This window comes from Bacillus sp. VA15 (assembly GCF_055721145.1).
Map to the genome: position 1 here is coordinate 18,985 of NZ_JBVQPQ010000009.1, position 12,925 is coordinate 31,909.

Genomic DNA, 12,925 nt, shown 5'->3' on the forward strand with positions numbered 1-12,925 from the left:
AAACAAGCTCCGGAAACGGAGCTTGTTTTTTAAAAGGATAAAATCCCGATTAAATTTAAGAATACAATAATAATGGCTAATGGCACGATAAAACGAAGCAAATAAAACCATGTGTAAAAGAATGCTTTACCTGCATTTGATCCGTTTCTCATTTCTTCCCAGAGCTCGGGCTTCGAAATTTTGAGCGGGATAAAAAGAGAAATTAACAGAGCCCCTAATGGCATTAAAACATTGCTGACGGTAAAATCGGCAATGTCAAAAAACGTTTTACCAAATATGTGCACATCGCTCAATACACCATACGACAAGCAGCAAGGGATTCCGACCAAGAAAATCAAAAGCCCGCTCGCCCATGACAGTTTTTTTCTCTTCTTTTCGTTCCCTTTTCCGATTGTGGCGACAATAATTTCAACCATCGAAAACGCTGAGGTTAAGGCTGCAAATAAAAACGCAACGAGAAAGCCGATAAAAAACAGCGTGCCGAACGGAAGCTGTTCAAATACGGCCGGAAGCACTGTAAATAGCAGTGTCGGACCTTCATTTGGCTGAAAGCCGAATGAGAAAACCGCCGGGAAAATGGCCAAACCCGCCAAGAGTGTCACAATGATATTCATCACGACAATGGAGGCTGCCGAACGAGGGACATTTTGTGTTTTCGGCAAGTAAGAGCTGTAAGTCACCATCACCGAAACCCCCAGTGTTAACGTAAAGAAGGCCTGTCCCAGCGCGAATAATATGGATTCCGGAGTCAGATCGCCGAAATGAGGCACAAGCAAAAATTTCACGCCTTCCATCGCACCATTAAGTGTGAGAGACCGAAGAACGAGAAGAATAAACAATATAAACAAAATCGGCATGATCACCGCGCTGACCCGTTCAATCCCTTTTTGAACCCCTCTGGCGACTACCAAGACAGTCAGCACCATAAATACAAACTGAGCCGCGAGCGTCTGCACCGGATTTTGGATAATAGAAGCAAAAAGGGTGCCATACTGCGCTTGAGAAAGTCCGGACAGTGAACCTGATGCTGTCTTCAAGATATACAGCAAAATCCATCCTCCGATTACACTGTAAAACGACAGTACTAAGAAACATGCGGCTACGCCGACCCACCCTGTAAGAAACCAAGCTGTTCGCGGCGCTTCTTTTTTATATGCATCAATGGCATTCGTCTGGTTCCGTCTTCCAAAAAGAAATTCCCCCACTAAAAGCGGATAGCCTAAGAGGATGGTAAATAACACAAAGATAAGAAAAAAGGCTCCTCCTCCATTGGTTCCCGCTACATAAGGGAACTTCCATATCGCGCCCAAGCCGATGGCCGAGCCGGCGGCTGCCATGACGAAACCGATTTTCGAAGCCCATTGGACTGGTTTTTGCTCAGACAATAAACGTCACTTCCTTTCCAGCCTATATTATCTCTTATTTTTGTCTTCATTTCTATATATTCATGATCAAGAATATAAAAGAGAGCGGCCTGAATCACCGCTCTCTTTTATCGAAAGATTATTGATTTAATTTTGAATGCTTTCTTGAATACAGGAAATAGATTGCCAAGCCGATTAACAGCCACACAAGGAAGCGTACAATCGTCACCCATCCAAGATTTAAAATTAAGAACAGGCAGAACAGAATCGCCAGGCCTGGGATCACTGGAACCCCTGGGCATTTAAAGGCTCTCGGAAGATCCGGCTGTTTCTTTCTCAAAACGATAACTGCCACAGAAATCAGCACAAACGCTGACAGCGTCCCGATGTTTACCAGCTTTGCAAGTTCATCCAGCGGAACAAGTGAGCCGAGAAGCGCCGACATCGTTCCGAAGAACCAAGTGGCCACATAAGGTGTTTTGTGCTTTGGGTGTACTTTAGAAAGTGAGCCAGGCACCAGTCCGTCACGCGACATGGCAAACATGACGCGTGTCTGTCCATAAAGCATCACGAGCATAACGGTTGTCATTCCCAAAACGGCGCCAATATCAATGATGCCTGCCACCCAGTTTTGCCCGGCGCTTTGAAGAACGAGAGAAACCGGATGATCCACACCCGCGAACTGAGCAAACGGGATAACCCCTGTCATGATCGCTGATACGGTGACATATAAAATCGTGCAAACCAATAAAGAGAATATAATGCCTTTAGGCAGATCCTTCGCAGGATTTTTCGTCTCTTCCGCAGCAGAGGATACAGCATCAAATCCGATAAAAGCAAAGAATACGAGCGCAGCTGCACTGAATACGCCGCCAAAGCCCATCGGCATAAACGGCTGCCAGTTATGCGGCTTCACGTAAACGGCTGCCACAGCGATAAACAGCAGAACGACGAGCACTTTCAAGATGACCATGATGTTGTTGACTCTTTTTGATTCTTTAATGCCTAAATAAAGCAAAAACGTTATCGCCATTACAATGACGAATGCAGGCAGATTAAACATGGTAAAGGTGCCTTTCACTGCCCCCGGTGCCGCTGTTAAAGCAACCGGAAGATGAATGCCGAGCCCTGATAAAAACGATTGGAAATAACCAGACCAGCCGACTGACACTGCACTTACCGCCAGCATGTATTCCAAAATTAAATCCCACCCGATAATAAAGGCCATAAGCTCACCCAATGTCGCATAAGTGAATGTATACACCGAACCTGAAACAGGCACACTTGAAGCAAATTCTGCGTAAGACAGGGCGGCGAATAAACAAGCCAGCGCCGCCACAACAAATGAAATGGTCAGCCCGGGACCTGCCGTGACTGCACCTGTTCCCGTCAGCACAAAAATCCCTGTGCCAATAATGGCTCCGATTCCAAGCAATGTTAAATCGAATGCCCCTAATTCTCTTTTTAAAGATTTTTCACCACTCGTCGCAGCAATTAAATCCTGAATGCTTTTCTTCCTAAATACGCTCCCTTTCATTCCCCTTCAACTCCTAGACTAATGATCTATTTTTATATATTTTATTTGAATTTTCTGAATTCATGAGCGACAATGGTCATTTTTCTTTTTTTCTACTCTATTTGTACCGGTCGCAAATCATTCCTTTCTCCTATTCAATATTATATATAAAATCACAAAAATGAAAACAGAATTGTTAGAAAAATCGACAAATTTTTATTTTTAAATTTCTCCTCACATAAAAAACCAGCCATCATGCTGGTTTTCGTTGATTATGATGAAATAAAACGGCCGCCATTCACATGAATGGTCTGCCCTGTCATATAGGAAGATTCGTCAGATGCCAGCAGGACATAGGCGCCTGCATGCTCAACCGGCTGTCCCGGCCTTCCCATTGGGGTATCCAAACCGTGCTGTTTCACTTTTTCCTCAGGGAATGTCGCCGGAATAAGCGGTGTCCAAATCGGGCCGGGCGCTACCGCATTCACTCTGATGCCTTTATCCGCAAGCGACATCGCCATGGATCGCGTAAAGGAGACAATCGCACCCTTTGTGCTGGAGTAATCAATTAACGCCGTATTCCCTTCATAAGCGGTAATCGAAGTCGTATTAATAATTGCACTCCCCTCTTTCAAGTGAGGCAAAGCTTTCTTCGTCATATGAAACATGGAAAAAATGTTTGTGCGAAATGTTTTTTCCAGCTGTTCTGTTGAAATATTGAGAATGCTGTCCTGCGGATGCTGTTCAGCGGCGTTGTTCACCAATATATCAAGTTTGCCAAAATGGTCTACGGTTTGCTGCACAGCTTGTTCACAATGGTTCTCGTCCCCGACATCTCCCGGGATAAGCAGACAGCGGACATTTTCCTTTTCGATCCGTTTACGCGTTTCTTCTGCGTCCGAATGCTCATCTAAGTATAGAATGGAGACATCAGCCCCTTCTTTAGCAAACGCAATAGCAGCTGCTCTCCCTATTCCGCTGTCGCCCCCGGTAATGATCGCGACTTTTCCTTTCAGCTTTCCGCTCCCTTGATAATCCTCGTCCTCTGACAGAGGCAGCGGGTTCATTTCTGACTCAATGCCCGGCTGTCTGTCCTGATGCTGCGGCGCTTGCCCTTCTGTTTGTCTGTCCATTGGGTTCATATTCATCACTCCTAGACATGTGGTTGATACTGAACGTTACCACGCCATAGAAGCGAATAAACGACAAAATATGTTAAGAAAGAACTTCTTCAGGAATGAAGCCTGTATATTTCGCTGATGGACGGAAGATCATGTTGTTTTCTGCCTGCTCCAACACATGGGCACACCATCCTACCATTCTGCTTGCTGAAAAGGTCGGTGTAAACAATTCATCCTCAAAATCAATCGCCTTCATGACAGCCGCCGCATAAAATTCAACATTTGTATACAGCTTACGTCCCGGTTTGTAGATTTCAAGCAAACGAATCGCTGCTGCTTCTACATGCAGCGCAAGATCAAGATCGCGGTCATTGCCGGCCACCTCTTCTGCTTTTTGCCGCAAAGCTTCTGCCCGCGGGTCCTTCGTCTTGTACACCCTATGGCCAAATCCCATCAGGCGCTCTCCTTTTTCGAGTTTTTCTGTCAGATATGCTTCAGCATTTTCTTTTTCTCCAATGTCTTCAAGCATTTTTGTTACCGCAGAAGGAGCGCCTCCGTGCAGCGGGCCTTTCATCGTGCCGAGAGCAGCAGTGACGGCAGACACTAAATCACTCTCTGTGGATAATGTGACCCGTGCCGAAAAAGTGGATGCGTTCATGCCGTGCTCCATGGCCAGGATCATATATGTTTCAAGCGCTTTCTTTTTTGCCTCTGAAGGCTGTTCACCTGTGAGCATATAATAGTAGTTTTCGACATGTCCGTACTGGGAAGATGGCGCAATTGCCTGTTCACCGCGCGTCCATCGTTTTCTGTACGCAATGATAGAAGGCGTGATTGCAATCAGCCGAATCGCTTCTTCAGTTTTTGGTTGAAACGAGTATGCATTTTCCCCCAATGCTGAAACAACCGTTCTCAGCACCGACATGTCGTCCATTTTGTTTGGCAGTGACTGAATCAAGCGCTCGATGTGTTCCGGCAGGTGCCGCTCCGCAGCCAGCTTATCTTCAAATGTATGCAACTCTTCAGGTGACGGCAGTTTTCCAAATAAAATCAAATAAGCGGCTTCTTCAAAGCTGTGGTTCAGCGCGATGTCTTTTGCATGATGGCCTCTGTAAATCAGACGGCCTTTTTCACCATCAATATGGCTGATAGATGTCTCCACACATGTAATTCCCTTTAATCCGTAATGTACCATTTGTATTCCCCCTATCCTTTTCTGTTATTATAGTAAATATAATATTTAAAAAATATTGAATATTTTAAAGGGAATTAATTAAAAATATTAATCAGAGGGAGAATAGAAATGGATTTCAAATGGCTTCACACCTTTGTGACCGCTGCGAAATATGAAAACTTCCGAAAAACAGCGGAAACGCTTTTTTTATCTCAGCCCACTGTGACCGTACATATCAAGCAATTAGAAAAAGAAATCAGCTGTAAGCTGTTCGAGCGAAAAGGCAGGCAGATCCAGCTGACTGATGAAGGCAGGGCTTATTTGCCGTATGCGCTGCGGCTTCTTGATGATTACGAAAACAGCATGGCAGAGCTTCACAGAGTGAGACAAGGCTACTCTCAAACCTTACAGCTCGCGGTTTCTCCGCTTATCGCAGATACTGTGCTTCCTTCTGTCATGAAGCGGTACACAGCGATGAATACGGAAACAGAAATGGCAGTTACGATTTTCGAATCGGCAGAAATCGCGTCGCAGATTAAAGCCGGGGAAGCAGATATCGGACTGAGCTGTTTAAAGGTACAGTCTTCCTCTTTAACCTGCCACTGTTTATATAAAGACCCTGTTGTCCTTGTTGCCCCCCCTGATCAGCGTTTCATAGATGACAAAGAAATTGATGCCAAAGAGGTGCTCGAGCAGTACCTGCTTTTGACCCACAATCATCCTGATTACTGGGACGACTTGCTCCGTCAAGTCAGAGTGACATTTCCATTTGTGAGAACAATGAAAGTGACACAAACACATATAACGAAACGGTTTATCAAGGAAGGACTTGGAGTTTCATTTCTGCCCTTATCTACAGTAAAGCGTGAATTGACAGAGAAACAGATGATCAGAATCCCTTATCAATCAATACAGCTGCCCTATGCCGGCGCTTACGCAATCGCCCTTTATGAAAATAAGAAAGAAAAAAAATTCTTGGATTTTCTATCACATTTTCATTTTTAGGAGCAACCAACACGGATGTGCTCCGTCTAATGAAAAAACCCGTTCCAATGAACGGGTTTCCTTTAAAATTAGAATCTTTTCGCACCGAGATAACGAGGCTTCCAGTAGCTGTTGTCCAGGCTGCTGATTTGTACGCCGTCAGACCCTGCATGTACGAAACTGTTGTTCCCGACATAAATTCCCATGTGGGAAGGGCCGGATTTATATGTTGTGAAGAAGACAAAATCTCCGACAGACGGGCTGGAAATGCTCTTCATAGAACTCCAGTATCCCGCAGTGCTTGTTCTGCCCACACTTGTTTGTTTATTCAGCACGTACCAAATGAATCCGCTGCAGTCAAAGCCGGAAGTTGTCGTTCCGCCCCATTTGTATGGCGTTCCGATTAACGCTTTGGCATCAGAAACCAGCTTGCTCACATTAAGTGATGTGGTAGATGATGCTTTACTGCTTGAAGATGATGAAGAGCTGGAAGAAGCAGGTTTTGAGCTTGTGCTTGTTCCTTTTACTTTCAACACTTGGTTGACATAGATTACATCTGATTTTAAGCCGTTTAAGCTTTTTAATTTGCTAACGGTCGTGCCGTATTGCTTTGCGATTTTAGACAGACTGTCCCCGCGCTTCACTTTATAAGTTGAAGTTGAACTTGAAGATGTTGATACGCTTGATGAGCTTGAGCTGCTTGAACTTGCTGAACCTTTCAGTTTCAGGACTTGTCCGATACGAAGCAAGTCTGACTTTAAGCCATTCAGTTTTTTCAGTTCATTGACTGTCATGCCGTATTTTTTCGAAATTTTCCAAAGGCTGTCCCCGCTCTTTACTGTGTATGTAGAAGATGATGAAGAACTGCTGCTTTTTGAACTTGTAGATTTGCCGTTAATCGATAAAGTCTGCCCTACATAAATGATGTCTGAGCGAAGGTTGTTCTCTGATTTAATTTTACTGATCGTAGTGTCATATTTTCTTGAAAGATCCCATAAAGTGTCGCCTTTTTTCACCTTGATGCTTTGTGCAGATGCCGCTCCTGCAAATAATGTCGATCCTAAAACAACTGCTGTCGTAGCTGTAATGATTTGCTTTTTCATATTTTCCTCCCCAAATGTTAAATCTATATATATGTATCTCTTTTTTTAAATTAATCTTATTGTTTTCTATTATAAGGATAGATTCCCAACAGAAATAGTCTTGACTTCATGCGACAAATTTCTTAATTATTCGTTCCTAAAAAAAGTTTTTAAGGGTATTAAATATTTCATTTTCGTTTCAAAGGTGACAAAAAACGAGTGCTTTTGTCATGTTTTTTGGGATGTTTTTCAATATAAAGGAAATAAATGAAAAACTTTTGGGGTCCACTCACTTATGGAAGAATGTGTGATAAAGAATATACGAGGAAAGCTGCGGTTATCCGCAGTTTTTTTATTTAAACAAACATATCATGCAAGGACAGAGAGGTAAAGATTTTTCTGAAAAATGAATGCTTTGAACCAACTAAGGCAAAATAACGAAACGACGTTTTTCATTTCCTTACAATGCTTTACTTAATGTTTACACGATCAACAGCCGCGTTTAACAAAATTTCCCTAACATGATAAACAGAATACATTAAAGGAGGCATGCAAAAAATGAATTTGTTTCAAAACATGAAATCAAAACTTTTGCCAATCGCCGCTGTTTCTGTCCTTACAGCTGGGATCTTTGCCGGAGCCGAGCTGCAGCAAACCGAAACGGCTAGCGCCAAAAAACAAGACAAAGCCGAGATCAGAAATGTCATTGTGATGATCGGTGACGGCATGGGGACTCCTTACATAAACGCCTACCGTTCCCTAAAAAATAACGGTGAAACACCGAATAACCCGAAGTTAACGGAGTTTGACCCGAATCTGACAGGCATGATGATGACGCACCCGGATGACCCTGACTATAATATTACAGATTCAGCAGCTGCCGGAACAGCATTAGCGACAGGCGTTAAGACATATAACAATGCAATTGGCGTCGATAAAAACGGGAAAAAAGTAAAATCAGTACTTGAAGAGGCCAAACAGCAAGGCAAGTCAACAGGGCTTGTCGCAACATCTGAAATTAACCACGCCACTCCAGCCGCATATGGCGCCCACAATGAATCACGGAAAAACATGGACCAAATCGCCAATAGCTATATGGATGACAAAATAAAAGGCAAACAAAAAATAGACGTTTTGCTTGGCGGCGGAAAATCGTATTTTAACCGCAAGGACAGAGATTTGACGAAGGAATTCAAACAAGCCGGCTATAGCTATGTAACAACAAAACAAGCACTGAAGAAAAATAAAGATCAGCAGGTGCTCGGGCTTTTCGCAGACGGAGGGCTTGCTAAAGCACTCGACCGTGACAGCAAAACACCATCTCTCAAAGACATGACGGTTTCAGCAATTGACCGCCTGAACCAAAATAAAAAAGGATTTTTCTTGATGGTCGAAGGCAGCCAAATTGACTGGGCGGCCCATGACAATGATACAGTCGGAGCCATGAGCGAGGTTAAAGATTTTGAACAGGCCTATAAAGCTGCGATTGATTTTGCGAAAAAAGATAAACATACACTTGTCATTGCAACTGCTGACCATACAACCGGCGGCTTTGCCATTGGCGCAAACGGCGAAAAGAATTGGCACGCGGAGCCGATTCTCTCCGCGAAAAAAACGCCTGAATTTATGGCCAAAAAAATCAGTGAAGGCAAACCGGTCAAAGATGTGCTCGCCCGCTATACAAATCTGAAATTTACATCAGAAGAAATCAAAAGTGTTGAAGCTGCTGCACAGGCTGACAAAAGCAAAGGCGCCTACAAAGCCATCATCAAGATTTTTAACACACGATCTAACAGCGGCTGGACGAGTACCGATCATACCGGCGAAGAAGTACCAGTATACGCGTATGGCCCCGGAAAAGAAAAATTCCGCGGACTGATTAACAATACCGATCAGGCAAACATCATATTTAAGATGTTAAAAACAGGAAAATAAAGAGGATGCAGAACGCTGCATCCTCTTTTTTTATAAATACCTGCGGTGAACACCTTTTCCATCGTACGAAAACATGACCTCCTTATCCTCAAGCACAGACTCGATGTGTACGCTTCTTCCCCAAAGCTGAAATAAATAAGGGAGCACTTTCTCCAAATATTTCAAATCCAGCTCTATGCCTTCATACCAATGCTTAATATAGAGCTCGTTATTTTTCATGTAATCGCCGTCGTTTACTGTCAAATATGGAAACCCGCCGTTTACCCGCATGCTCACGAGCTGGTCGCGTACCGATTTCCATTCTTTGTCGACGATTTTATAATCTCTGCCCTGTTTTTGAAACAAATAAAGATCCTCGCGCATAACTAAGTCTTTTGTTAAGTAATTGCGGATGAAAGAGATATCGGATTCAATTTCCCTGACCTCAAACATTTTCTCCCTGCCTGAGTCAGGCTTCACGCCCATTTTCTTCATTTCTTCCGTCGGGTTGTTGTACCGCTCCTCAATGTCTTCAAATATTTTCAGCCCTAAATAATAAGGATTGATGCCTGTTTTGGACGGCTGAACGACACCTGCATTCAGCTTGGCGAACTCTATCGCTTCATCTGAGGTTAAATCAAGCTCACGTATAATTCGCTGGTGCCAATAGGAAGCCCAGCCCTCATTCATAATCTTTGTTTCCAGCTGAGGCCAGAAATAAAGCATTTCCTCTCTCATCATCGTTAAAATATCACGCTGCCACGGCTCTAGCTCCCGGGAGTGCTCCTCGATAAAAAGCAGAATATCTTTTTCCGGCCGCGGCGGGAAAGGTTTTTTCGATTTTTTGACTTGTTTTTTCGGTTTCTTTTCATCCAAAGACCATAGATCATCGTATGGCGTCGCTGCCTCTTCAATATCCTCTTCCTCATCATCCACACTCCATAGGAGCTTCGGACGGACCAAAGACGGATCGATATGCTCCTGAATCGAAAGGATTGCGTCTAAAAAAGCTTCTACTTCTTTTATCCCGTGAACCTGTTCATAATGTTTAATCCGCTCAGCCGTTGCCGCCATGCTTTCCACCATATCGCGCTTCGTGTTTTGGAATCGGCAGTTGTTTTTGAAGAAATCACAATGGGCCAGAACGTGAGCGACAATCAATTTATTTTGGATCAGTGAGTTGCTGTCCAGCAAAAAAGCGTAGCATGGATCTGAGTTAATGACCAGCTCATAAATCTTGCTTAATCCAAGATCATAATGCAGCTTCATTTTGTGAAATTGCTTCCCGAAGCTCCAGTGGCTGAATCTTGTCGGCATCCCGTACGCGCCGAATGTATAAATAATTTCAGCCGGGCAGATTTCATATCTCATCGGGTAGAAATCAAGGCCGAATCCTTTTGCAATTTCGGTAATTTCCTCAATTGCCCGCTGTAATCCCTTCTTCTCCTCCGCGTTCAACCGAATCCCCCCTACTTGGACTTATCTATAATGTATGAGCCCGCCTGACAAAAGATGATAGCCTCGCTTGGGCAGAAAAAAATTCGCTCGGCACATTCAGCTGTTTGCCGATTGTGCCAGTGGGTAAAAACACACCATATTACGAAAAAAAGGAGCGATACCAATTGAATGTAGCAGACATGCTTTCTTCTTATCTCAGTAAGCTGCCAAACTTAATCATTGCTTTACTCGTCTTATTAATCGGATGGGCTATCGCTAAAATCATTGAAAAGGCGGTTTACAAAGGGCTCAGAAAAACAAAAATTGACGACAAGCTCTTTGCTGGGAAAAAGCCATCACGCTATTCCTCAGAAAAAGTCATAAGCAAGGTCGTTTATTTTATCGCATTGATTATCGTCTTTATTTTATTCTTTAACATTTTGCACCTGACATCAGTGGCGTCACCGTTTGTCAGCATGCTTTCCGCAATTACAGCAGCTATCCCGAGTGTGCTGAAGGCTGGACTCATTTTGCTGTTAGGATGGGCTGCAGCCTCTGTATTGAGCTTCCTTGTTAAAAAAATCGGGATGAAGCTGAACACGAGTGACAAGCTGCGCAAGTGGAATTTGGTGTCTGAAGGAAAAGATATTCATCAGGCAGTCAATGCCGCTTCGCAAATTGTCTTTTATCTCGTGCTGCTTGTTTTCCTGCCAGGGGTTTTATCTTCTTTGAAAATCAGCGGCATTTCAGGTCCGTTTACAAATATGATGGAAAGCGTGCTTGCTTTTCTGCCGAAATTATTTGCCGCCGCGCTTATCGTTTTAATCGGCTGGCTTGTTGCCCGTCTTGTACGTGACATCATTACGAATTTCCTTGCAAGCATCGGTACGGAAAGATTCGCCGCACGTATGGGTTTATCTATTTACTTAAAAGATACAAGTCTTTCTGCAGTCATCGGAACAATCGCTTATGTGCTGATTTTAATACCAGTTGTCATTTCAGCGCTTGACCAGCTGGATGTCGCAGGCATTTCGAAACCGGCTGTCTCTATGCTGAATACCATTTTAAACATGCTTCCGAACATCATCATTGCCATCGTGCTTGTTTTAGCGGGTATGTGGGCAGGAAAATGGGTAAACACCATGGTGTCCGGACTCCTCCATCGCGCAGGCTTTGATTCTGTATTAGGAAAAATGGGCATGGAAACAGGAACGCCTGCCAAGCTGTCCCTGTCTCAAGTTGTCGGTATGATTGCGCAAATCATTGTCATTCTGCTGTTTACAGCCGAGGCGCTGCAAATTGTTCAGCTGCACTTTCTCGTAGAGATTGCGACTGGCATCATCGCGTATCTGCCGAATGTCCTTGTCGCTGTATTCATTCTCGGCATCGGCCTTTACGCCGGGGAATTGGTGCGAAAAGTGCTCGCAAGCATAATCAAAGGCCAGGAATTCAAGTCTTTAGCGGCGATTGCTAAATATACGGTTATCGCACTTGCTTTCTTTATGGCCCTTGACCAGCTTGGTGTCGCTGCCACAATCGTCAATTCCGCGTTCATCATCGTGCTTAGCGGCTTCGCACTCGCCTTCGGTTTATCCTTTGGCCTTGGCGGAAAGGATTTTGCATCGCGTTATCTGTCTGCATTTGAACGTAAAATGCAAAACACCGAAATTGACAAGAACCGTAAAAACCAAAATCCGCCGAATAACATGTAATCAAAAACGTGTACCCAGCAGGGTACACGTTTTTCCAGTGAAAAATTCCTTTTTTTTCATTTTTCAATCGATTATGATAAGATATAGAAAATGTCTTATTACGAGGTCTTATTATGAAGTTAACAAATTATACAGATTACTCATTAAGAGTGTTGATTTTTCTGGCTGCAGAACGTCCCGGAGAACTTTCGAATATAAAACAGATTGCCGAAACGTATTCTATTTCAAAAAATCATCTCATGAAAGTGATATACAGGCTCGGCCAGCTCGGCTATGTAGAAACAATACGCGGACGAGGCGGCGGTATCCGCTTAGGCATGGACCCTGAAGACATCAACATTGGTGAGGTTGTCAGAAAAACGGAAGACGATTTTAATATTGTTGAATGTTTTGATGTAAACAAGAATCTCTGCGTTATTTCCCCGGTGTGCGGCTTAAAACATGTGCTGAATGAAGCGCTTATGGCCTATCTTGCGGTTTTGGACAACTATACACTGCGCGACCTTGTCAAAAACAAAGAAGACATCATGAAGCTTTTAAGAATGAAGGAATGATCATGATTCCTTCTTTTTTTATGCCCTTTTTCCCCCTTTTTGTTAAGATAATATGGCTGTTTTTCAA

The 12,925-nt window shown here is 43.6% G+C and carries 10 protein-coding genes; 4 read left to right on the forward strand and 6 right to left on the reverse strand.

All coding sequences use genetic code 11. The features are described from left to right. Window positions 1-29 precede the first annotated feature (29 nt). From AC0DBE_RS19225 to citA, 4 genes are all read right to left on the reverse strand, one after another. Entirely contained in the window at window positions 30-1,385 is a 1,356-nt protein-coding gene (locus tag AC0DBE_RS19225; protein ID WP_072183558.1) for a sodium-dependent transporter, read from the reverse strand. A 118-nt stretch (window positions 1,386-1,503) separates the two neighbouring features. Next, the gene (bcaP, locus tag AC0DBE_RS19230) at window positions 1,504-2,901 is read right to left on the reverse strand and encodes a branched-chain amino acid transporter BcaP (RefSeq protein WP_014113186.1); all 1,398 of its coding nucleotides are present in this window, start codon (window positions 2,899-2,901) and stop codon (window positions 1,504-1,506) included. A 251-nt stretch (window positions 2,902-3,152) separates the two neighbouring features. Next, the gene (locus tag AC0DBE_RS19235; protein WP_014113185.1) at window positions 3,153-4,022 is read right to left on the reverse strand and encodes an SDR family oxidoreductase; all 870 of its coding nucleotides are present in this window, start codon (window positions 4,020-4,022) and stop codon (window positions 3,153-3,155) included. A 73-nt stretch (window positions 4,023-4,095) separates the two neighbouring features. Then, entirely contained in the window at window positions 4,096-5,196 is a 1,101-nt protein-coding gene (citA, locus tag AC0DBE_RS19240; RefSeq protein WP_087988005.1) for a citrate synthase CitA, read from the reverse strand. A 108-nt stretch (window positions 5,197-5,304) separates the two neighbouring features. Here citA and citR point away from each other — a divergent pair, with 108 nt between their 5' ends. Then, a complete protein-coding gene (gene citR, locus AC0DBE_RS19245; RefSeq protein ID WP_087988004.1) occupies window positions 5,305-6,180 on the forward strand; it encodes a transcriptional regulator CitR in 876 nt (291 codons plus the stop codon). 68 nt (window positions 6,181-6,248) lie between these two features. Here the strand turns inward: citR and AC0DBE_RS19250 are convergent, their stop codons facing one another. Next, complete coding sequence (locus AC0DBE_RS19250) at window positions 6,249-7,262, reverse strand: C40 family peptidase (protein WP_014113182.1); 1,014 nt, start codon at window positions 7,260-7,262, stop codon at window positions 6,249-6,251. Between the two features lie 528 nt (window positions 7,263-7,790). On the opposite strand from AC0DBE_RS19250, the gene phoA reads away from it, so the two are divergent. Beyond that, entirely contained in the window at window positions 7,791-9,176 is a 1,386-nt protein-coding gene (phoA, locus tag AC0DBE_RS19255; protein ID WP_472963397.1) for an alkaline phosphatase PhoA, read from the forward strand. A gap of 30 nt (window positions 9,177-9,206) precedes the next feature. Here the strand turns inward: phoA and spoVR are convergent, their stop codons facing one another. After that, complete coding sequence (spoVR, locus tag AC0DBE_RS19260; protein WP_041520906.1) at window positions 9,207-10,613, reverse strand: stage V sporulation protein SpoVR; 1,407 nt, start codon at window positions 10,611-10,613, stop codon at window positions 9,207-9,209. Between the two features lie 164 nt (window positions 10,614-10,777). Here spoVR and AC0DBE_RS19265 point away from each other — a divergent pair, with 164 nt between their 5' ends. Further along, the gene (locus tag AC0DBE_RS19265; RefSeq protein ID WP_014113180.1) at window positions 10,778-12,304 is read left to right on the forward strand and encodes a mechanosensitive ion channel; all 1,527 of its coding nucleotides are present in this window, start codon (window positions 10,778-10,780) and stop codon (window positions 12,302-12,304) included. A gap of 113 nt (window positions 12,305-12,417) precedes the next feature. After that, window positions 12,418-12,858 (forward strand): nitric oxide-sensing transcriptional repressor NsrR, encoded by a 441-nt coding sequence (nsrR, locus tag AC0DBE_RS19270; RefSeq protein ID WP_014113179.1) that lies wholly within the window; start codon window positions 12,418-12,420, stop codon window positions 12,856-12,858. Window positions 12,859-12,925 lie beyond the last annotated feature (67 nt).